The sequence below is a fragment of the Actinomadura sediminis genome, from assembly GCF_042675525.1.
Classification (GTDB): domain Bacteria; phylum Actinomycetota; class Actinomycetes; order Streptosporangiales; family Streptosporangiaceae; genus Spirillospora; species Spirillospora sediminis.
Window position 1 is genome coordinate 1 of record NZ_JBHTJA010000069.1, and the last position, 21028, is coordinate 21028.

At 74.1% G+C, this 21028-nt stretch carries 20 protein-coding genes and 1 pseudogene; 8 read left to right on the plus strand and 13 right to left on the minus strand.

Features of this window, described 5'->3' with window-relative positions; genetic code table 11:
* On the minus strand, nucleotides 1-1919 hold a 1919-nt coding region (locus ACFQ11_RS26480; RefSeq protein WP_378303326.1), incomplete at its 3' end, for an ATP-binding protein.
* Nucleotides 1920-2045: 126 nt separating this feature from the next.
* On the opposite strand from ACFQ11_RS26480, the gene ACFQ11_RS26485 reads away from it, so the two are divergent.
* Both ACFQ11_RS26485 and ACFQ11_RS26490 read left to right on the plus strand, forming a co-directional pair.
* The gene (locus tag ACFQ11_RS26485) at nucleotides 2046-3632 is read left to right on the plus strand and encodes an FAD-dependent monooxygenase (protein WP_378303329.1); all 1587 of its coding nucleotides are present in this window, start codon (nucleotides 2046-2048) and stop codon (nucleotides 3630-3632) included.
* Nucleotides 3629-4270 (plus strand): hypothetical protein, encoded by a 642-nt coding sequence (locus ACFQ11_RS26490; RefSeq protein WP_378303331.1) that lies wholly within the window; start codon nucleotides 3629-3631, stop codon nucleotides 4268-4270. Before ACFQ11_RS26485 ends, ACFQ11_RS26490 begins: the two co-directional genes overlap by 4 nt.
* A 130-nt stretch (nucleotides 4271-4400) precedes the next feature.
* On the opposite strand, the gene proC is transcribed toward ACFQ11_RS26490, so the two are convergent.
* The 8 genes and pseudogenes from proC to ACFQ11_RS26530 all read right to left on the minus strand — a co-directional run bounded on the left by proC (nucleotide 4401) and on the right by ACFQ11_RS26530 (nucleotide 10480).
* Nucleotides 4401-5195 carry a pyrroline-5-carboxylate reductase gene (proC, locus tag ACFQ11_RS26495; protein WP_378303333.1) on the minus strand — a complete coding sequence of 265 codons (795 nt, stop codon included), beginning with the start codon at nucleotides 5193-5195 and terminating at the stop codon, nucleotides 4401-4403.
* The gene (locus tag ACFQ11_RS26500; protein ID WP_378303335.1) at nucleotides 5192-6142 is read right to left on the minus strand and encodes a proline dehydrogenase family protein; all 951 of its coding nucleotides are present in this window, start codon (nucleotides 6140-6142) and stop codon (nucleotides 5192-5194) included. Before ACFQ11_RS26500 ends, proC begins: the two co-directional genes overlap by 4 nt.
* Nucleotides 6143-6175: 33 nt before the next feature.
* Entirely contained in the window at nucleotides 6176-7354 is a 1179-nt protein-coding gene (locus ACFQ11_RS26505; RefSeq protein WP_378303337.1) for an LCP family protein, read from the minus strand.
* Nucleotides 7355-7453: 99 nt separating this feature from the next.
* The gene (locus ACFQ11_RS26510) at nucleotides 7454-8188 is read right to left on the minus strand and encodes an ABC transporter permease (RefSeq protein ID WP_378303393.1); all 735 of its coding nucleotides are present in this window, start codon (nucleotides 8186-8188) and stop codon (nucleotides 7454-7456) included.
* Entirely contained in the window at nucleotides 8185-8721 is a 537-nt protein-coding gene (locus ACFQ11_RS26515; protein WP_378303339.1) for an ABC transporter ATP-binding protein, read from the minus strand. The genes ACFQ11_RS26510 and ACFQ11_RS26515 overlap by 4 nt, the downstream gene beginning before the upstream one ends.
* A 73-nt stretch (nucleotides 8722-8794) precedes the next feature.
* Nucleotides 8795-8917 (minus strand): annotated as a pseudogene (locus tag ACFQ11_RS26520) (ABC transporter ATP-binding protein); the annotation flags it as partial.
* A gap of 58 nt (nucleotides 8918-8975) precedes the next feature.
* Entirely contained in the window at nucleotides 8976-9599 is a 624-nt protein-coding gene (locus ACFQ11_RS26525) for a TetR/AcrR family transcriptional regulator (RefSeq protein WP_378303341.1), read from the minus strand.
* Nucleotides 9596-10480 carry a sugar phosphate isomerase/epimerase family protein gene (locus ACFQ11_RS26530; RefSeq protein ID WP_378303344.1) on the minus strand — a complete coding sequence of 295 codons (885 nt, stop codon included), beginning with the start codon at nucleotides 10478-10480 and terminating at the stop codon, nucleotides 9596-9598. Before ACFQ11_RS26530 ends, ACFQ11_RS26525 begins: the two co-directional genes overlap by 4 nt.
* A 199-nt stretch (nucleotides 10481-10679) precedes the next feature.
* On the opposite strand from ACFQ11_RS26530, the gene ACFQ11_RS26535 reads away from it, so the two are divergent.
* From ACFQ11_RS26535 to disA, 4 genes are all read left to right on the plus strand, one after another.
* A complete protein-coding gene (locus ACFQ11_RS26535; RefSeq protein ID WP_378303395.1) occupies nucleotides 10680-11297 on the plus strand; it encodes a class I SAM-dependent methyltransferase in 618 nt (205 codons plus the stop codon).
* Between the two features lie 130 nt (nucleotides 11298-11427).
* Nucleotides 11428-12480, plus strand: a complete 1053-nt coding sequence (locus tag ACFQ11_RS26540; protein WP_378303346.1) for an alpha/beta fold hydrolase — start codon at nucleotides 11428-11430, stop codon at nucleotides 12478-12480.
* A 113-nt stretch (nucleotides 12481-12593) separates the two neighbouring features.
* A complete protein-coding gene (gene radA / locus ACFQ11_RS26545) occupies nucleotides 12594-14018 on the plus strand; it encodes a DNA repair protein RadA (RefSeq protein ID WP_378303348.1) in 1425 nt (474 codons plus the stop codon).
* Nucleotides 14019-14131: 113 nt separating this feature from the next.
* A complete protein-coding gene (gene disA / locus ACFQ11_RS26550; RefSeq protein WP_378303350.1) occupies nucleotides 14132-15214 on the plus strand; it encodes a DNA integrity scanning diadenylate cyclase DisA in 1083 nt (360 codons plus the stop codon).
* Nucleotides 15215-15217: 3 nt separating this feature from the next.
* On the opposite strand, the gene ACFQ11_RS26555 is transcribed toward disA, so the two are convergent.
* Nucleotides 15218-15805, minus strand: a complete 588-nt coding sequence (locus ACFQ11_RS26555; RefSeq protein ID WP_378303352.1) for a hypothetical protein — start codon at nucleotides 15803-15805, stop codon at nucleotides 15218-15220.
* A 70-nt stretch (nucleotides 15806-15875) separates the two neighbouring features.
* Between ACFQ11_RS26555 and ACFQ11_RS26560 the strand changes: the two genes are divergently transcribed.
* Both ACFQ11_RS26560 and add read left to right on the plus strand, forming a co-directional pair.
* Nucleotides 15876-16748, plus strand: a complete 873-nt coding sequence (locus ACFQ11_RS26560) for an HhH-GPD family protein (protein ID WP_378303354.1) — start codon at nucleotides 15876-15878, stop codon at nucleotides 16746-16748.
* Nucleotides 16749-16790: 42 nt separating this feature from the next.
* A complete protein-coding gene (gene add / locus ACFQ11_RS26565; RefSeq protein WP_378303356.1) occupies nucleotides 16791-17765 on the plus strand; it encodes an adenosine deaminase in 975 nt (324 codons plus the stop codon).
* A 46-nt stretch (nucleotides 17766-17811) separates the two neighbouring features.
* Here add and ACFQ11_RS26570 read toward each other — a convergent pair whose 3' ends face one another.
* The 3 genes from ACFQ11_RS26570 to ACFQ11_RS26580 all read right to left on the minus strand — a co-directional run bounded on the left by ACFQ11_RS26570 (nucleotide 17812) and on the right by ACFQ11_RS26580 (nucleotide 20934).
* Complete coding sequence (locus ACFQ11_RS26570; RefSeq protein WP_378303358.1) at nucleotides 17812-19260, minus strand: alpha/beta hydrolase; 1449 nt, start codon at nucleotides 19258-19260, stop codon at nucleotides 17812-17814.
* Nucleotides 19261-19596: 336 nt separating this feature from the next.
* Entirely contained in the window at nucleotides 19597-19809 is a 213-nt protein-coding gene (locus tag ACFQ11_RS26575; RefSeq protein WP_378303360.1) for a DUF397 domain-containing protein, read from the minus strand.
* 252 nt (nucleotides 19810-20061) lie between these two features.
* Nucleotides 20062-20934 (minus strand): helix-turn-helix domain-containing protein, encoded by an 873-nt coding sequence (locus tag ACFQ11_RS26580; RefSeq protein WP_378303362.1) that lies wholly within the window; start codon nucleotides 20932-20934, stop codon nucleotides 20062-20064.
* Between the last annotated feature and the right edge of the window lie 94 nt (nucleotides 20935-21028).

The following is a 21028-nucleotide window of genomic DNA, read 5'->3' on the forward strand; positions in this document are numbered from 1 at the left end:
AGGAGCGCGCCGAGGGTGGGGGCGAGCCCGGCGGCGCGGGCGAGGGCGAGGCCGAGGACGGCGGCGCCGGCGGCGTCCGCCTGGCGGCCGAGCGCGGCGAGCACCTCGGCCCGGTTGAGCTCCACCCGCGCCGTCTGCACGATGCGGGACCCGTACGCGCAGGCGGGGTCCTCGGCCGGTTCGGGGAGCGCGTCGAGGGCCTCCCGGTAGCGGCCGAGGTTCGCCAGGACGGTCGCGGCGGTGGTCGCCGCGTTGGCGTGCAGGCCCGGTTCGTCCAGGTCGGCGGCCAGCCGCATCGCCTCGGTGGCCGCGTCCAGCGCCCGCTCCGGACGGTCGCGCAGCATGCAGACCGCCGCGGCCATGTCGAGCGCGCGGGCGCGCGGCAGCGGATCCACGCCGTCGCCGCCGAGTTCGCGCAGCGCCTCGTCCACGGCGGTGAGCGCGGCGTCCCGGCCCAGGTTGTGCAGGGCGATGCCGCGGTGGGCGTGCAGCATCGCGACGCGGCCGGGATCGGTCTCCTCCACCAGCTCCCGGTCCGCGACGTCCAGCGTCCACAGGAACTCGCCCGCCCAGGACGCGGAGGTGAGGGAGCGTTCCACGGCGGCGAACCGCGCGGCCGTCCCGTCCGGCGGCCAGAACTCCAGCGCGCGGCCCAGCAGCCGCGCCTGCTCGGCGCGCGCCTGCACGGCCCCGGCGGCCTCCGCGGCGCGCAGCAGCGCGGGCAGCACGTGGCCGGCGTCGCCCGGCTCGGCCCAGTGGAACGCCGCCTCGGCGGCGGCCCCGTCCGGGGGCGCGCGCGCCGGATCGTGCTCCAGCGCCGCCGCGTACGCGCGGTGCAGCGCCGTCCGCTCGGCGGGCAGCAGGTCGTCCACGACCGCCTCGTAGAGGAGGGTGTGCGGGAACGCGTAGTCCTCGCCGTCCGGCACGAGGACGTGCGCGTCGGTCGCGGCGCGCAGCGCGGCCAGCAGCTCGGGCGCGGGCCGCCCGGAGACCCGGGCGAGCAGCCCGTGCGCGACCCGCGGCCCGCCCGCCGCCGCCAGCCGCACGACGTCGCGCGCCGCGTCCGGCAGCTCCGCGAAACGGCGCAGCAGCAGGTCCCGGAGGGTGTCGGGCAGGCCCGCCCCGGCCGCGCGGGCGACCTCCACGGCGAACAGCGGGTTCCCGCCGGACTCCCGGTAGACGCGGTCCACCAGCGCCTCGGCGGGACGCTCCGCGCCGGGCGCCGCCGCGAGCAGCTCCGCGGTCTCGGCGCGGTCGAGCGGCGGCAGGTCGATCCGCCGGACGGCGGGCAGCCGCGCCAGCTCGGCGGCGAACGCGCGCAGCGGATGCCGGCGGCCCAGCGCGTCCGTCCGGAACGCCAGCAGCGCCAGGACGCGCACGCCGCGCAGCCGGCGGGCGAGGAAGCCCAGCAGGTCGCGGGTGGACGGGTCCGCCCAGTGCAGGTCGTCGACGACGAGGACCAGCGGGCGCTCGCCGCCGAGCCGCTCCAGCACGGCCGCGAACAGCTCGAACGAACGCGCCCGCACCGCGTCCGGCTCGTCCCGGACGTCCGCCGCCGCGGCGTCGTCCGGCGGGGGGAGGTCGTGGCCGGGCAGCAGCCGGGTGAGCGCCGCCGCGCCGGGCGCGAGCCCGTCGAGGCCGTCCCGCCCGAACTCGCGGACCAGGGTGCGGAGCATCGCGGTCACCGGGGCGAGCGGCAGCCCCTCCGCGCCCAGCTCCACGCATCCGCCCTGCAGCACCCGCGCGCCGGACGCCCCGAGCCGTTCCGCGACGTGCTCCATCAGGCGGGTCTTGCCGATCCCCGCGTCCCCGGCGAACAGGACGAACCGGGGCTCGCCCGCCTCCGCGTCCCGGTACGCCGCGTCGACGAGCGCCAGTTGCTCCCGCCTGCCCACCAGCCGTCCCCGATCGGTGATCATTAAGCGAACGTAGCCGGGCCGGGACGGACGCACCAGGGGTTGAGGCCCCGGATAAGGCGTTCGCCGGACGTGCCGGACGGGCCTTAGCGCGCACGCTCGGAGCATCCGACCCGAAGGAGCGACGAGATGTCCGACCGTCCCGGCACACCGGTTCCCGTCCTGATCAGCGGCGGCGGGGTGACCGGCCTGGCCTGCGCCGCGTTCCTCGCCCGGCGCGGCGTCCCCTGCATGCTCGTCGAGCGGCACCCGGGCCTGCTGGCCCACCCGCGGGCGCGCGGCCTCACCCCCCGCACCATGGAGATCTTCCGCGGGCTCGGCATCGAGGGGGCGCTGCGGGACGCGGCGTTCGCCGGCGCCGACTACGCCTGGACGCCCGTCATGGCGGAGACCCTGAACGACGACGAGTACGGATCGTCCGACGAGCCGTCCGAGGACGTCGGCACCGACGCGAGCCCGGCCCCGTTCGGCCACGTCGACCAGGACCGGGTGGAGGAGATCCTCCGCGACCGCGCCGGCGAGCTGGGCGCGCGCATCCGGTACGGCGTCGAGCTGGCCTCGTTCGAGCAGGACGCCGACGGCGTCACCGCGCGCCTCGTCGACCGCGCGACCGGCACCGCCGAGATCGTCCGGGCCGGGTACCTCGTCGCCGCGGACGGCTTCCACAGCCCGGTCCGCGGGGCGCTCGGCGTCGAGCTGGACGGCCCCGGCACGCTCTTCCACACGATCACCGCGATCGTCGACGCCGACCTGACCCCCGCCACCCGGGGCCGCGCCATCGGCACCGCCTACCTGCAGAGACCGCTCCCGTTCACGATCATGATGCCGCACGGGACGGACGGCCGCCGCTGGGTGTTCGGCACCGGCTACGACCCGGCGGACCGGTCGCCCGCCGACTTCACCGACGCCGAGATCGCCGGCATGGTGCGGGCCGCCGCCGGGCTCCCGGACGTCGCGGTGACGCCCCGCCCGCAGATCCCCGGCACGGACCTGAAGGTCCTCGGGTTCCCGATCGGCGCGCAGATCGCCCGCCGCTTCCGGACGGGCCGGGTGTTCCTCGCCGGGGACGCCGCGCACGCCTGGCCGCCCACCGGCGGGCTCGGCGCCAACGCCGGCGTCCAGGACGCGCACAACCTCGCGTGGAAGCTCGCCGAGGTGCACGCCGGGCGGGCCGGGGACGCGCTCCTCGACACCTACGAGGCGGAGCGGCGCGCGACCGGGCTGCTCACGATGGAGCAGGCCATGGCCCGGTTCGGGTCCCGGATGGGACCGGGCGACGGCCCCGAGATCATCGACTACGGCGCGGTGTCGATGGGCTACCGGTACCGCTCGTCCGCGATCATCGAGTCCGGTGCGCCGGAGCCGCCCGCGGAGCCGCCCGCGCCACTGCGGCCCGCACGGCTCGACGGGCGCCCGGGCGCCCGCGCCCCGCACGTCGACCTCGGCGGCGGCCGCTCCACCCTCGACCTGTACGGCGACGGGTTCGTCCTGCTCGCCGGGCGCGACACCACCGGCTGGACCGCGCTGGAGGAGCCCGGCGTGACGGTGCACCGGTTCGGCGACGGCGAACTGAAGGGCGCGGACGAGTCCTCGCACGGCATCGGCACGCGCGGGGCGCTGCTCGTCCGTCCGGACGGGTTCGTCGCGTGGCGCGGCGCGGACGCGGCCCCGGCCGCCGTCGCCGCGGCCGTGCGCGCGATCCGGGGCGCGTCGTGAAGGCGGCCGCGGCCGGGCAGGAGGGCGTCCGCGCCGAGCGCGTCACCGTGCCGCTGCCCCCGGCGCCCGACGTCGCGCGGCTCAGCTTCGACAACGGCACCGGACGCATCGCGCTGCGCGCGTCCGACGAGATCGACGCGCTGGTGGAGGCGGAGTTCGCCGGCCCGCTGCCGCTGGTGTGGTCGGTCGACGCCACGGTGCACGTCGAGTACCCGCTCGGCGCGCGGCTCCTGCACCGCCCGGGGCGGGGGACGGTGCGGCTGTCGGCGGGCGTCCCGTGGGCGGTGGACGTGCACGGCGGCGCCGCCGGCCTGGACGCCGACCTCACGGGCGCGGACGTCCGGTCGCTGGCGTTCCACGCGGGTCTGGCGCACGCCCGGATCGCGCTCGGCCGGCCGCGCGGGCGCCGCACGCTCCGGTTCGCGTCCGTCGACGACCTGGTGCTGGCCCGCCCGGCGGACGTCCCGGTGCGGATCGAGGCGATCGCGGGCATCGCGGACCTCCGGCTGGACGACCACGTCCCGGTCACGCGCGGCCGCGGCCACCACGACGAGACCCCCGGTTACGGGGACGCCGAGGACCGCTACCTGATCCTGCTGTCCGCCGGGGCGTCCTCCGTCACGGTCGAAAGCCGCTGACCGGACGGGAGGATCGGGACGGGCGGGTTCCGCGCTCGGCGACGACGTCTCCCGCCCGGCTCCGTCCGAACTCGCGCCGCGTCCACCGGACGTCCGGGGGCGCGGCGCGCGGCCCGGTGCGCGCGGAGGGTCAGCCGCTCGCCAGTTCGCGGCCCCGGTTGCGGGCCGCTTCGATGGCCTCGAGGACGGCCGCGCGGACGCCGTGCCGTTCGAGTTCGCGGATCGCGGCGATCGTGGTGCCGCCCGGGGACGTGACGCCCTCGCGGAGGAGGACGGGGTGCTCGCCGGAGTCGCGGAGCATGACGGCGGCGCCGACGGCCGACTGGATCACCATCTCGAGGGCGGCGGCGCGGGGCATGCCGAGCAGGATCCCGGCGTCGACCATGGCCTCGACGAGGTAGTAGAAGTACGCGGGCCCGCTGCCGGAGAGGGCGGTGGCGCCGTCCTGCAGGGACTCGGGGATGCGGAGCACCTTGCCGACGGGGGTGAGCAGTTCCTCGGCCATGTGCAGGTGCGTCTCGTCCGCGTGGGCGCCCGCGGAGACGACGCTCATGGCCTCGTCCACATGGACGGGCGTGTTCGACATGACGCGGACGACGGGGGTCCCCTCGGGGAGTCGGTCCTCGATGAAGGACGTCGTGATGCCCGCGGCCATCGAGATGACGAGCCGTCCGGGCGGGACGTGCGGTCCCACTTCGGCGAGGAGGGCGCCCATGTCCTGCGGCTTGACGGCGAGGACGAGCGTGTCGGCCTTCGCGGCGGCCTGCGCGTTGGAGACGATCTCGATGCCGTACCGCTCGCGGAGCAGCGTCGCGCGCTCCTCGCGGCGCGCGGTCGCCACCAGGTCGGACGGGCGGCGCCCGGCCCGCAGCACTCCGGACAGGAGTGCCTCGCCCATCTTCCCGGCACCCAGGATCGCGATCATCGGCTCACCTTTCGACGACCGGCCCACCCTATCGCCGGGGCGAGCGAGCGCATGACCATGCGCAGGTTGGCGGGCTTCTCGGCGAGGCGCCGCATGAAGTACGCGTACCAGTCGCGGCCGTAGGCGACGTACACGCGGACCTGGGCGCCCTCGGCGGCGAGCCGCCGCTGCTCCTGCGGGCGGACCCCGTAGAGCATCTGGTACTCGAACGTGCCGGCGTCGCGGTCGTTCAGCAGCGTGAGGGCCTCGGCGATCTCGATGAGGCGGGGGTCGTGGGTGGCGAGCATCGGGTAGCCCTTGCCGGCCATCAGGACCTTCATGCAGCGGACGAACGACTTGTCGATCTCGTCCTTCTCGACGAAGGCGATCGCCTCGGGGGCGGCGTACGCGCCCTTGCAGAGGCGCACGCGGGACCCCTCGTAGGCGAGGTCCGCGCAGTACTCCTCGGCGCGCCGCAGGTACGCCTGGACGACCGCGCCGACGGTGGGGTGGTCGCGCCGGAGTTCGTGGAGGGTCCGGAAGGTCGCGTCGACCGCCTCGGGTTCCTCCATGTCGAGGGTGACGGTGGTCCCGGCGGTGGCGGCGGCCTCGCAGACGCGGCGGGCGTTGTCGAGGGCGAGCTCCTCGTCGAGGGCCCGGCCGACGGCGGAGAGCTTCAGCGAGACCTCCGCGCGGGAGCCGAGCCCTTCGGCGTGGAGCCGTTCGAGGAGCTCGCGGTACGTGCCGACGTTCGTCTCGGCGCGCTCCTTGTCGTGGACGTCCTCGCCGAGGACGTCGAGGGTGACGAGCAGGCCCTCGCCGGTGAGCCGTTCGGTGACGCGCGCCGCGTCGGCGGCGGTCTCGCCGGCGATGAACCGGCGCGCGACGTCGCGGGCGAACGGCGCGGTCTCGACGACGCGGCGCGCGCCGCCGGAGTGCGACGCGGCCAGCAACGCCCGGCGGATCACTGGGCACCCCTCTCGCACGGCCTCACGACCAGGTTACGAGACGGCCCCGAGGTTGTTCCCGCCGCCGTACCGCTCGACGTACTGCGCCATGTCGGCGGACTTCACCGACTCGAACAGGACCCTCGCCTTCGGCGGGTCGAGGAACACGACGCTCTGCTTCTGCACCATGCCGGTGCCCTTGTACGGCGTCGTCAGGAACGTCACGTCGGATACGCGGACGTTGCGGAGGCTGAGCGCGAGGGAGCGGAGGTCGCCGCCGGACACGCCCTCGTCCACGCTGATCGACTTGGTGAGCGCGGACAGGAACCGGTCGAGTTTGAGCGGGTTCGTCAGGGTTCCGCTGTCGGCGGACTTCTTGGCGAGGGCCCGCAGGAGGGCCTGCTGCCGCTTCATCCGGTCGAAGTCGCCGTTCGGCAGGTTGTACCGCTGCCGGACGAACAGGAGCGCCTCCTCGCCGTTCAGCTCCTGCGGCCCGGCCTCCCAGTTCACCTTGCGGGCCGGGTCGTACACGCTCTTCTTGATGTTGACGGTGACGCCGCCGAGCGCGTCGACCATCGACTCGAACCCGGCGAAGTCGATCGCGCCGTAGTGGTCGATGCGGACGCCCGTCAGGCCCTCGATCGTCTGGATCAGCAGTTTCGGGCCGCCGAACGAGAACGCGGCGTTGATCTTCTGCTTGCCGTAGCCGGGGACGTCCACCCACGAGTCGCGCGGGAACGAGATCAGGTACGCCTTCTTGCGGTCCGCCGGCAGGTGCATCAGCATGATCGTGTCGGTGCGCTGCTGGCCCGGCTTCCACGCCTCGTTGCCCTCGCCCGTCGTCTGCTCGTCCGACCGCCGGTCCGAGCCGACGAGCAGCCAGTTCTCGGTGCCCGCGACGTTCGGGCCGGGCCGGTTCGCCTCCGGCATGACGCCCTGGATGCGGTCGATGTTGCCGTTGTAGGACGACTGCCGCTGCCACACCAGGCCGCCCAGCCCGGCGACGATCAGCGCGACGAACACGCCGATGGCGATCAGCACGCGGGGCCAGCGCCGCTTGCGGGGCGTCCCGTCGTTGTCTCCCGAGCCCCAGAACACGTCGTTCTCCGTGCCGCCGCTCTCCGCGGCGGCGCCGGCCGGGGCGCCGCCGGCCGGGGCGTCCGTCCCGTTCCGCGGGAGCGGGCCGTCGGGGCGCGGGGACGCCGGGGTACCGGGAACATCCTGGGGGTTCATGTCGGGAGAAGGTACCAGCAGACGGCGAGCGAGACGGGCTACTTGCGGCCAAGTGTCCGATTCGGGCGGGCGGCTCGGACGGACGGTCCGGCGGGCGGCTCAGGCGGTGCGGCGGCGCAGCGTGACCGCGCCGAGCAGCAGCGCGACGAGCGTGGAGCCCGTGATGACGGCGACGTCGACGGCGAGCGTCCCGCTGAAGCCGCGCTCCCCCGCGATCTCCCGCATGCCCTCGACGGCGTACGTCAGCGGCAGCGCCGCCGAGAACGCCTCCAGCCAGGACGCCATCTGCTCGCGGGGCGTGATCAGCCCGCACAGCAGCGCCTGCGGCAGGACGAACGCGGGCATGAACTGGACGGCCTGGAACTCCGTCCGCGCGAACGCGCTGGCGAACAGGCCGAGCGCCATCCCGAGCAGGGCGTCCAGCACGGCGACGAGGACGAGGGCGCCGAGCGGGCCGGTGAGGTCGAGGCCGAGCCAGGTCAGCGAGACCGCCAGGACGGCCCCGACCTGGACGAGCGCGACGAGCCCGAACGCGAGCGCGTACCCGAGCAGCAGGTCGAGCTTGCCCGCGGGCATGGTCATCAGCCGTTCGAGGGTGCCGCCGGTCCGCTCCCGGAGGGTGGCGACGCTCGTCACGATGAACATCACCACGAACGGGAACACGCCGAGCAGCAGCGGGCCGACACGGTCGAACAGCGCGGGCCGGTCGAACACGTACCGGAGCAGGACCATCAGGACGGACGGCACGAGGACGAGCAGCGCCAGCGTGCGGCGGTCGTGCCGGAGCTGCGCGAGGATGCGGCGGGCCGTGGCGAGCGTGATCGCGATGCTCATGCCGCGCTCCCGGACGTCTCGGCGATCAGGTGCAGGAAGGCCGCCTCCAGGTCGTCGACGCCGGTGCGGGCGCGCAGGCCCTCGGGGGTGCCGTCGGCGAGGATCCGTCCCTCGCGCATGAGGAGGAGCCGGTCGGTGCGGCGCGCCTCGTCCATCACGTGGCTGGACACCAGCAGCGTCGCGCCGCCGGCGGCGAGGCCGCGGAACAGCTCCCACAGCTCCTGCCGCAGCACCGGGTCGAGGCCGACGGTCGGTTCGTCCAGCACGAGGAGGTCGGGGGAGCCGAGCAGCGCGACGGCGAGGCCGGCGCGGCCGAGCTGCCCGCCGGACAGCGTCGCGGCGACCTGGTCGCGGCTCCCCTCCAGCCCGACCTCGCCGATGACGCGGTCGACGTCCGAGCGCGGGGCGCGCAGGACGGACGCGAAGTAGCGGAGGTTCTCGGCGACGGTCAGGTCCGCGTAGACGGCGGGGCGCTGCGTCGCGTACCCGACGCGCCGCCGCAGCCGGGGCGACCCGGCCGGCTCGCCGAGCACGGTGACCTCGCCGCCCCGCGACGATCTGCACGCCGACGAGCGCCCGCAGCAGCGTCGTCTTCCCGCACCCGCTGGGGCCGAGCAGCCCCACCACGGACCCCGGCGGCACGTCGAACGTGAGCCCGTGCAGGACGTCCCGGCCGCCGCGCGCCACCCGGAGGCCGCGGACGCTCACCGCCGGCGTAGAACTCATCATGTGTTGAATTTAGGTCGGCGCGGAGCCCCGGTCAAGAGACGCCGGAAGGCCGGGAAGGTCAGCCCAGGTAGTTCTGCAGGACGGGCGCGACGAGCTCGACCATCTCGTCCTCGGAGGCGGACGCGAGCGGCTCCACGCGCAGCACGTACCGCAGGATCACCAAGCCGATCATCTGCCCGGCCGCCGCCTGGAGCCGGAGCCGCGGAACGTCCGTGGCGGCGCCCGCGCGGGCGAACAGCGCGCTGGTGAGGAACTCCCGCATCAGCGCCGCCGCGCGCTCGTTCGTCATCGCGGAACGCAGCATCGCCAGAATGGGGGCGCGGCGGTCCGGGTCCTGCCAGACGCCCAGGAACGTGCGCGCCATCGTCTCGCCGAGCCGCTCCCGGGGCGCGGCCATGATGCGCGGCAGCAGGACGGCCGGGTCCACCGGGAAGCGCATCGCCTCGATGAACACCCCCTCCTTGCTGCCGAAGAAGTGGTGGACGAGCGCGGGATCGACGGCCGCGGAGCGCGCGATCGCCCGCAGCGACGCCCCGTCGTAGCCCTTCTCGGCGAACAGCTCGCGCGCCGCGGCGAGGATCGCCTCGCGGGTCTCCGTCCGCCCCGGCCGCCGCCCCGGCCCGCGGGCGCCGCGGGCGCCGTCCGTCCCGTCCGTGCCGGGGTTCCCGCGCGTGGACGTCACCGGGTGCTCCGGCGGCTGACCTCGCCGCCGGAGGTGACCTCCCAGGTGCGGTCGGCCGCGGCGAGGTGCAGGCGGGCGAACGCGAGCGCCTCGGCCAGGTCCTCGACGCGCTCGGCGCGGTTGGCCGCGCGCCGCGTGTTGACCTCCAGGACGATGTGCCCGCGGAAGCCGGTCTCGGCGAGCGTCTCCAGCATCGGCCCGCACGGCTGCGAACCCCGCCCCGGGACGAGATGCTCGTCCTTGTTCGTGATGCCGACGCCGTCCGCCAGGTGGATGTGGCGCAGCCGGTCGCCGAGCCGCCCGGCCATGTCGAGCGCGTCCGAACCGGACACCGCCGTGTGCGACAGGTCGAGCGTCACGTACGGGTAGTCCTGGTCGATCGGGTTCCAGTCGGGCAGGTACATGCCGGCCTCGGCGCCGCGCGCCTTCAGCGGGAACATGTTCTCGACCGCGAACAGCACGTCCGTCTCGTCCTGCATGCGGGCGAGGCCGCCGACGAAGTCGCGGGCGTAGTCGCGCTGCCACCGGAACGGCGGGTGCACGACGACGACCTCCGCGCCGAGCTCCTCGGCGACCTCCTTGGAGCGCACCAGCTTGCCCCACGGCTCGCGCCCCCACACGCGCTGGGTGAGCAGCAGGCACGGCGCGTGGATCGACTTGATCGGGACCTGGTGGTAGTCGGAGAGGCGCCGCAGGACGTTGAGGTCCTGCGAGGACGCGTCCGTCGACACCATCACCTCGACGCCGTCGTACCCGAGCAGCGCGGCGATCTCGAACGCGCTCGGCACCTTCTCGGGGTACACCGACGCCGTGGACAGCGTGATCGGAGCGTCGGGCACCCGGAGTGCCGGAGAGAAGGCGCCGTTGTGCTGCGGGGTCAAGGCTTCCTCGCCACAGTGATCGCTCGGCAGTGGTCGTACGGAAAAGACTATGCGCCCGGAGCCGCGTTGAAACCCTCGCCCCTGCGTGATCCGAATCGCCCGACTACGCTCTGTCCCCGTGGCCGAGATCGCTCCGGGCGCCGTGCCGAGCCCCAACATCTGGAACTCCCCGCAGGTCTACGAGCTGGAGAACCGCGCGGTGGACCCCGACGGCGTCCTCCCCGCGGCGATGCGCGCGATCCGCCCGTGGACCGGCGCGACCGTCCTCGACATCGGCTGCGGGACCGGCTACCACCTGCCGTTCTTCGCCGCGGAGGCCGCGCGCGTCGTCGGGGTGGAACCGCACGCGGGCCTCGCCGCGGCCGCCGCGCGCCGCACGAGGGACGCCGCGAACGTCACCGTCCGTGTCGGTTCCGCGCAGGCCCTGCCGCTTCCGGACGCCTCGGTGGACGTCGTCCACGCGCGCTGGGCCTACTTCTTCGGGCCCGGCTGCGAACCGGGGCTCGCCGAACTGGACCGGGTCGTCCGGCGCGGCGGGGCGATCTTCATCATCGACAACGACGCGACCCGCTCGACGTTCGGCCGCTGGTTCCGGCGCGGCCTGCCGAAGTACGACCCGGACGCGGTCGAGCGGTTCTGGACGCGCCGCGGGTTCGCGCGCGAGCCGCTGACGATCCGCTGGCGGTTCGACGACCGCCGCGACCTCGCGGCCGTCCTGCGCATCGAGTTCCCCCCGGACCTCGCCGCGGAGGTGCTCGCCGAGCACGAGGGGCTCGAAGTGGACTACGCGGTCAATCTATGGTGGCGTTGCCCGTGAGTTACTGACTAGTCGGTCACATTCGAGGGCCCGCCCCTGGCCCTACTGGATCACCTGTACAACAATCGGCGCAGCCGTTCGCGCCGCCCCGCCCGGCGTGCGCGACCTGAGGGAACGGGAGGAACCGGCCATGGGCCGAGTCGCCACGACGAGCCGCACGATCCTGACCGCCACCGCGCTCGGCGCGGCCGGCGCCGGCGCCGGGCTGGCCGCGCAGCGCCGCGCCGTCCGCCGCCTGCAGCTGCGCCCCGACCCGCACGCCGGGGAGCCGTTCGGCTCGCTGCGCGGCCGTCCCGTCCCCGTCCGCGCCGACGACGGCACCCGCCTCTACGCGGAGATCGACGGCGACGACCGCACCGACGTCGCCGTCGTGTTCTCCCACGGCTGGACCCTCGCCCAGGACTCCTGGCACTTCCAGCGCAAGGCCCTGCGCGGCCTCGGCCGCCTCGTCTTCTGGGACCAGCGCGGCCACGGCCGCTCCGACGGCGGCGCCCGCGACCGCCACTCCTTCGACCAGCTCGCCGCCGACCTCGCCGCCGTCATCGACGCGACCGTCCCCGAAGACACCCCCGTCGTCCTCGTCGGCCACTCCATGGGCGGCATGACCACCATGCGGTTCGCCGACGCGAACCCCGGCCTCATGGGCCGCAAGGTCGTCGCCACCGGCCTGCTCTGCACGTCCTCCGGCGGCCTCGGCGAGGTCACCCTCGGACTCCCCGCCCTCATCGCCCGCGCCACCCACCGCGTCCTCCCCCGCGCCCTGCACGCCGCCGGGGCCGGCTCCGCGGCCATCGAACGCGTCCGCCACCTCGGCCGCACCGCGTCCATGCTCGTCGAGGACCTCGTCGCCTTCGGCCCCGACGCGTCCCCCGCCGCCGTCGCGTTCGGCGAGCAGATGATGGCCGACACCCGGATGGACGCCCTCGTCGACTTCCTCCGCGAAATGATCGGCACGGACGTGATCAGCGACTGCGCGGCCCTCGGCGCCGCCGACACCCTCGTCATCGGCGCCGAGAACGACATGCTCACCCCCGTCGAGCACAGCCTCAAGATCGCCGACTGCGTCCCCGGCGCCCGCCTCGAAGTCGTCCCCACCGCCGGCCACATGGCCATGCTCGAACGCCCCGCCATCGTCTCCGACCACCTCGCCGACCTGATCGAACGCGCGAAGAAGGACGCCTGACACGCCGCACGCCCCCGGCCACGAGGGACCGCCCGACGCGCGCGGCCACCGGCGGTCCCAGGGGCCGCCCCTTGGACCGACACTGTCGGTGGGGGGCTTTAGGCTTCGTCGCTATGGCTAAGGCGAAGGCGGCCAAGGCGGCGTACCGGTGCTCGGAGTGCGGCTGGCAGACGTCCAAGTGGGTCGGTCGGTGCGGCGAGTGCCAGACGTGGGGCACCGTCGTCGAGGGCGCGTCCGCGACGCCCGCGCGGGTGGTGAGCGCGGGGCCGGTCAGCACGCCCGCGCGGCCGATCGGGCAGGTCGACGTGCGGTCCGCGCAGACCCGGCCCACCGGGCTGGACGAACTCGACCGGGTGCTCGGCGGCGGCATCGTCCCCGGGGCGGTGCTGCTGCTCGCCGGGGAGCCCGGCATCGGCAAGTCGACGCTGCTGCTCGAGGTCGCGGCCCTCGCGTCCCAGAAGGGCGAGGACGGCGGGCCGAAGCGCGTCCTGTACGTGACGGGCGAGGAGTCGGCCGAGCAGGTGCGGCTGCGGGCCGACCGGGTCGGCGCGATCACCGACGAGCTGTACCTCGCCGCCGAGACGGAGCTGTCGGCGGTGCTCGGGCACGTCGACGCGGTGGAGCCGACGCTGGTGGTCGTCGACTCGATCCAGACGATCGGGACGTCCGAGGTCGACGGGGCGCCCGGCGGCGTCACGCAGATCCGGGAGGTCGCGGCGAACCTCATCCGGGTCGCGAAGGAGCGGGGCATCACGGTCGTGCTCGTCGGGCACGTCACGAAGGAGGGGGCGATCGCGGGCCCGCGGCTCCTCGAGCACCTCGTGGACGTCGTCCTGTACTTCGAGGGCGACCGGCATTCGCGGCTGCGGATGATCCGGGCGGTGAAGAACCGGTACGGGCCCACGGACGAGCTGGGCTGCTTCGACCTCTCGGAGGTCGGCATCGTGGGCCTCCCGGACCCCAGCGGGCTGTTCCTCACCCGGCGGGACGAGCCGGTCCCGGGGACGTGCGTCACCGTGACGCTCGAGGGGCGCCGCCCCCTCGTCGCCGAGGTGCAGGCGCTCGTCGCGAAGTCGCACCTGCCGGCGCCGCGGCGGGCCAGTTCGGGGCTCGACACGTCCCGGGTGGCGATGGTGCTGGCCGTCCTCGCGCAGCGCTGCAAGATCTCGATGCACGAGCAGGACGTCTACGTGTCGACGGTCGGCGGCGTGCGGCTCACCGAGACGTCCGTCGACCTCGCGCTCGCGCTCGCCGTCGCGGGCTCGACCGTGGAGCAGTCGCTGTCGAGCAGCCTGATCGCGCTCGGTGAGGTGGGGCTGGCCGGGGAGGCGCGGGTCGTCCCGGGCGTCCAGCGGCGGCTCGCGGAGGCCAACCGGCTCGGGTTCAAGCACGCGGTCGTCCCGCGCGGGTCCCTCGAACTCGCGGACGGTTCGCCGCTCAAGCGCGCCGACCCGCAGCTGTCGAGCTACGAGGGCATGAAGGTCATGGAGGTCGACAGCCTGCAGCAGGCCCTGCAAGTCGCCTTTACCGCGCCGTGACGCGGGTAGCGCCAGAGTATTACCCGGTGCGGCCCCCGGTTGCGACCAGGGGAGGAACCGGCGAACGGGGCCGCTCGGTAAACTGACGCCGTCCAGCGACCTCCGGGGGCCAGGTGCCAGCACACGACAAGTCCCATGACGAACGACGCCGCGCCACGCTCGCCGCGGTGGCTCCGGGCACCCAGATCCGGGACGGCCTGGAGCGCATCCTGCGGGGCCACACCGGCGCGCTGATCGTGCTCGGCTACGACGACCTCGTCGCCGAGCTGTGCTCAGGCGGCTTCGAGCTCGACGTGGAGTTCTCCGCCACCCGCCTGCGGGAGCTCGCGAAGATGGACGGCGCCATCGTGCTGGGCACCGGCAACAGCCGGATCGTGCGGGCCGCCGTCCACCTCGTGCCGGACTCGACGATCCCCACCGAGGAGTCGGGCACCCGGCACCGCACCGCCGAGCGCGTCGCCCGCCAGACCGGCCACCCGGTCATCTCGGTCAGCCAGTCGATGCACATCATCGCGCTGTACCTCGACGGCATCCGCTACGTCCTCGAGGACTCCGCGGCCATCCTGTCCAAGGCCAACCAGGCCCTCGCGACGCTCGAACGGTACAAGCTGCGGCTCGACGAGGTGTCCGGGACGCTGTCCGCCCTCGAGATCGAGGACCTCGTCACCGTCCGCGACGTCAGCGCCGTCGTGCAGCGCCTGGAGATGGTGCGCCGCATCGCCGACGAGATCGAGGGCTACGTCGTCGAGCTCGGCACCGACGGCCGGCTGCTGTCCCTGCAACTGGACGAACTCGTGTCGGGCGTCGACGTCGACCGGGAACTGATCGTCCGCGACTACCCGTCCGACGACACCCGGGCCCGCGGCGTCGGCGCGATCCTCGCCGCCCTCGACGTCCTGTCCGCCAACGAGCTCCTCGACCTGTCCACGGTCGCCGAGGTCATGGGCTTCGCGGGCCCCGACGCCCTCGACCTGCCGGTCAGCCCGAAGGGGTTCCGGCTGCTCGCGAAGGTCCCGCGGCTGCCGAGCATGGTCGTCGAGCGGCTCGTGGAGCACTTCGGCGGCCTGCAGAAGCTCCTCGCCGCCGGCATCGACGACCTGCAGGCCGTCGGCGGCGTCGGCGAGTCGCGGGCCCGCAGCGTCCGCGAGGGGCTGTCCCGGCTCGCCGAGTCGTCCATCCTCGAACGGTACGTGTGACGTTCAGCCGAGCCTGAACACCCGCCGCTTCCCCTTCCGGTCGTGCAGGTCGGCGACGTACGTCCCGGCCCTGGCCGCGTCCCCGCCGCAGCCCCGCCGCCGGTCCCACACGATCTCCCGGACGTACGGGACGCCCCGCCGCAGCGACTCCTCGCCCGCGTCCCCGTCCCGGCATTCGGCAGACGACCAGATCCGGTCGTCGCCCGACGTGATCCGCAGGTCCAGCGTCCCGGTGTCGAACCGGCACGTGTTCTCGGCGGTGTTCACGACCATCACCCGGAACGTGGGTTTCTCCCCGCCGGTGTAGCTCTTCTCCGCGGCGCCGAGCGTGACGACGACGTCGTCGTCCTCGCAGGCGGCGCCGTCGTCCCCCGGCGTCGGGGTCGTCGTCACGGTCACGGTGACGGTCGGCATCGCGGTCGGCGGGGGCGGCGGCGTCGCGGCCTCGGCGACCGTGCGGCTCACCGGCTCCTCCGTCGTCCCCCGCATGCACCCCCACGCCAGCATGACCACCACGCCGAGCACCCCGGCGAGGGCCAGGACGCGCCGGCGCCAGTACCGCCCGCCGTCACCGTCGGTGTCGATCTCCATGCGGTCAGTATGCGACCGTGCGCGGGCGACACGGGCGACGACCCGCCGCATGCCACAATGGCCGTCCGCCATGACCTCATACACCGATTCGATCATCGCCTGGTACGACGTCCACGCCCGCGACCTGCCGTGGCGCGCGGACGACGCCACACCGTGGGGCGTGCTGGTCAGCGAGATCATGCTCCAGCAGACGCCCGTCGCCCGCGTCCTGCCCGTGTGGCGCGCCTGGCTGGACCGCTGGCCGACGCCCGCCGCGCTCGCCGCCGAACCGTCCGGCGAGGCCGTCCGCGCGTGGGGCCGGCTCGGGTACCCGCGCCGCGCGCTCCGGCTGCACGAGGCCGCCCGCGCGATCGTCGACCGGCACGGCGGCGAGGTGCCCTCGTCCCACGCCGACCTGCTCGCCCTGCCCGGCATCGGCGCCTACACGGCCGCGGCCGTCGCCAGCTTCGCGTTCGGGCAGCGGCACGCCGTCCTCGACACGAACGTCCGGCGCGTCCTGTCCCGCCTGGTGTCCGGTGCCGAGTACCCGCCGAAGTCGCAGACGAGGGCGGAGGTGCGGCTCGCCGAGTCCCTGCTGCCGCCGGACGCGCCGACCGCCGCCCGCTGGGCCGTCGCCGTCATGGAGCTCGGCGCGCTCGTCTGCACGGCCCGCTCCCCCCGCTGCGTCGACTGCCCCGTCCTGGACCGCTGCCGCTGGCACCGCGACGGCCGTCCCGCCTACGACGGCCCGCCGCGCCGCGGCCAGACGTACGCGGGCACCGACCGGCAGTGCCGCGGCCGCCTCCTCGCCGTCCTGCGCGACGCCGACGGCCCCGTGGACAAGCCCGCCCTCGACGTCGTCTGGTCCGACGCCGTCCAGCGCGAACGGGCCCTGGACGCCCTCGTCGCCGACGGCCTCGTCGACCCCCTCGACGACGGCCGCTACGCCCTCCCGGGCGGATAATTCGGTCGCCGGGCGGGCGTCCCGGACCGTAGCCTGCGGCGCGTGCGCGATCTGCTGACCCTCCCCAAGGCCCATCTGCACGTCCACCTCGAGAACACCGCGCGGTGGGACACGCTCCGCGAGATCGGCGCCGCCAACGGCGTCCAGGTCCCTGAGCACGTGACCGCGTTCGGCGGGTTCGACGCGTTCTTCGCGCAGAACGAGCTCGTCCGCACGTGCCTGCGGCGCCCGGACGACTTCCGCCGCATCGCCTACGAGTTCTGCGCCGACGAGGCCGCCCAGGGCACCCGCTACGCGGAGCCGTCCTTCACCGCCGCCGCGCACGGCGAGCGCCTCGGCGACCTCGGCATGCCGCTCGCCGCCGTCCTCGAGGGCCTCGAGGCCGGACGCGCGGACTTCGGGATCGAGTGCCGCCTCCTGCTCGACCACTCCCGCCGCCGCCCCGTCGAGCGCGCCTGGCGCACCCTGGACCTGGCCCGCCGCCACGACGGCGTCGTCGCGGTCGGCCTGGCGGGCGACGAATCCCACCCGGGCGACCCGTTCGCGGACGTGTTCGAGGCGGCCCGCGACGCCGGGCTCCACGTCGTGCACCACGCGGGCGAGGGCGAGGGGCCCGCGAGCATCCGGCAGGCGCTCGGCCCCGGACGCACCGAACGGCTCGGCCACGGCATCCGCGTCCTCGACGACCCCGACCTCGTCGCCGAGGTCCGCGAGCGCCGCGTCCCGCTGGAGGTGTGCCCGACGTCGAACGTCGCCCTCGGCTTCGCACCGTCCCTCGCCGACCACCCCCTGCCGCGCCTCCGCGACGCCGGTCTCCTCGTCACCGTCAACACCGACATCCCCGCCCTCATCGACACCCCGCTCGCGGCCGAGTACGCGCACGTCCGCGACGCCTTCGGCTACGACGACGCCACCCTCGCCGACCTGGCCCGCACCGCCGTCGACGCGTCCTTCGCCCCGCCGGAGACCAAGACCCGCCTGCACGCCGAGATCGACGCCTGGCTGGCCGCCCCCTGATCTCCGGGGTGGGGCGCGCGGGCAGGCCGCGACGGGCCGGTGCGGGTCAGGTCGTGGGGACGGCGGGGCAGGTGGTGCCGCGCGCGGGAACCTTCAGGTCGATGAGGTAGCGGTCGACGGTGCCCTGCATGCAGGCGCCCCGGTTGTAGCCGCCGTGGCCCGCGCCCTCGTAGGTGAGGAGGACGCCCTCGCGGCCGAGCTGACGCGCCGCGTTCGTCGCCCAGTTGTAGCCGGACGCGGGGTCGTGCCGGGCGTTCGCGAGCAGGATCGGCGTCCGCAGGCCGCGGACGTCGAGGCGGTGCTGCGGGTTGGCGACGGGCTGCGGGGCGCCGAGGCAGGCGGCCGCGGCCCGGACGGGGCGCGTGTACGACATGTCGGGCGCGACCTTCTCCACCCGGCGCATCAGCCACCGCCAGTGCCGGTAGTCGCGGACGGGGAGGCTCCAGTCGGAGCAGAAGACGCCCGTGAACGGGTCCTTGGCGGTGGGGCCGCCGGGGGCCCGGTTCGGGGGCGGTTCCTCGCCCGCGTCGAGGTCGGCGATGGTCCGGGCGAGCTCGTGCCGGTCGGGGCCGTAGAGCGCCCGGAAGGCGACGTGGACCAGGTCGGCTTCCGGGAGGCCGTGCAGGTCGCCCCGGCGCGCGCGCTCTCGCAGGTCTTGCCAGACCGCGCGGACGTCTCGTCCGTGCAAGGCGCAGTCGGAGGTGCGGTCACACCACGCGACGAACTCGTCGAACGAGTCCTGCGCCGCCCATGCCTGGGACGTCAGGAACGATCGCGCGTCGCGGCGGCTGTGGTCGACGACGCTCTCCAGCACCATCGCCCGGACGCGCTCCGGGTAGGTCTCGGCGTACTGCTCGCCGAGGAGCGTCCCGTAGGAGCTGCCGTGGAAGGTCAGCCTGGTCTCGCCGAGCGCCTTCCGGATTGCGTCCAGGTCCTTGACCGTGCTGAGCGTGTCGGCATTGTCGTAGATCGGGCCGGAGTGCTCGATGCAGTCCTCGCGGGCCCGCTCGTTGTAGGCGATCGTCTCCGCGAAGTCCGCCGCGCTCGTCATGATCGGCGACGGGCGCTCCAGCAGGACCTCGGTCGAGCATCTGATCGGCGCGCTGGCGCCCACGCCGCGGGGGTCGAAGCTGACGATGTCGAACCGGCGCCGGACGTCCTCGCTGAACCGGTCGATGCCGTCCACGACGCGGGAGACGCCCGAATCGCCCGGTCCGCCGGGTCCGAAGACGAGCGTGCCGATGCGGGCGCCCGGATCGCGGGCCGTGCGGCGCGCGACGGCGAGCTCGAACGCGGGGCCGTCCGGGTCGTCCCAGTCGACGGGGAGGGTGAGGGTGCCGCACTGGGCGCCGCGGTCGTCGCCGCAGGCCGTCCAGGTGATGCGGGAGGCGGGAGCGGGCTCCGCCGCGGACGCCGCCGGCGCGGCGACGCCGGCGATCGCGAGCCCCGCCGCGGCCGCGGCGGTCCAGGCGGCCCGCCTGTTCTTGCGCAGCATGAACCAAGCCCTTCACATGGGGGAGCCGTCCAACGGGGACGGCGCCGGTCCTCGCCGCCCGAGGACCTTGATCACGTTAGGCGCCGGTTCGCCGCCGGGACAGGGCGTTCAGGGTCCGCTCAGGGTGCCGTCAGGGGCATCTCAGGGGCGCCGTGCACCGCGGTCGCTCGCGGGGTCCGTGCCGTCGGGGGTGCGGCTCCGTCCCGGGGTCGCCGCCCCCGGGACGGAGGCCGATGTCGTCCGTTGCCGCCTTCGCCAGGATTTGCCGGTAAAGAGGTCACTTCATCGTGATGTTCACCAATTACGCGAAAGCTCGGAGTGGCGGGGTCCCGTGACTCAACGGGCGTCCAGGTCCCCGTTCCTGATGGCGTTCACCAGCGTCCGCCACTGGGCGGAATCGAGTTCGAGCATCCCGGCGCCGTGATCATGCGAATCGCGGACCAGCACCGCCGGACCGGCGGCCGCCACCTCGACGCACTCGTCGGCGTTCGTGCTCGAACTGCCCTTGCGCCAGTTCAGCGACTCCCCCCGATACGACCGATAGACCATCCGGCAACCCTCCATCCGGTGCCGGTGAGCGCCGTACCGCCAGCGGATCGGGCGAGGGCGCCCACCATGCGAGAGCCAAGTTGGGCACGACGAACCACGACCTTGTGGAAATTTTCCCGATCACGAGTGTAAGCGGTTCCAGTTATCCCGCCTACAAGGGAACACAAGATCACTCTGCGTGCTATGACGGCCACTCGCCTTGGGGATGGGTCGTCGGCGCGGTCACCTCCACCGGTCGGAACTGGACGAACGTCAGGCCATCAGGTCTTCGGCGGCCTTCCGGAGGAACTCGATGGAATCGCCGGCGGACAACGTCTGCTCCAAAAGCAGTTCGAAGTTGTCCCGGTAATCGGTGATCCGGTCGTCATCGCCGGTGACGAGGGCGCTGGCCGCCGACCGGCCCTCGAGATACAGGACGTCGTTCAGGCCGCCCTCGAACTCCAGCACGACGAACGGGCCGTCCAGCCCGAGATGCGCACCGGCGCTGAAAGGGATGATGCGGACGTTGACCAGCTCGTCGCCCTCCGCCCGGTCGGCGATGTGCCGGAGCTGGGCGGGCATGATGCCCGGGTCCGACGCGATGCCGACATGCCGGCGCACCACGGCCTCGTCCAGGATGTAAAGCTGGCGCGGCGGGTTCGCGCGGCGGGCGAGTTCCTCCTGGCGCTGCATCCGCAGCTTCACGCCGAACGCCTTCGCCTGCGTGGACACCCGGCCGGTTTCGAGCACCTCGGCGTACTCGGGCGTCTGCAGCAGGCCCGGGACGACCGTCCCATGAAAATGACGGATATAGGAGGCTCCGGCCGAGTAACCCACGAACGCCAGGTAGTTCGGATCCAGCTCGCCCTTGTACGCGTTCCACCAGGCGGGTTCGCGCGCACCGCGCGCGAGTTCCTGCAGGCGTTCCTGCCGGCTCTCGGCCGTCACGTCGTACACCGACAGGAGGGCCTGGAGGTCGGTGCGGGTGATGGCGTTCTTGCCGCCCTCGATCCGGATGAGCTTCGACGGGGACCATTCGAGCCGCCGCGCGACCTGCTCCTGGGTCACCCCCTTCTCTTTGCGGAGGCGGACGAGCTCGGTGCGCAACAACGCGCTCTGGACGATCGGCCCCTGATCACTGGTCATCGAGATCGCTCACTTTGCGTAATGGTTGCCGGCTGCACGACTGCCACCTTGCACCACGTGACCTGGCGGAATACATGACGCCAACGAGTCATGT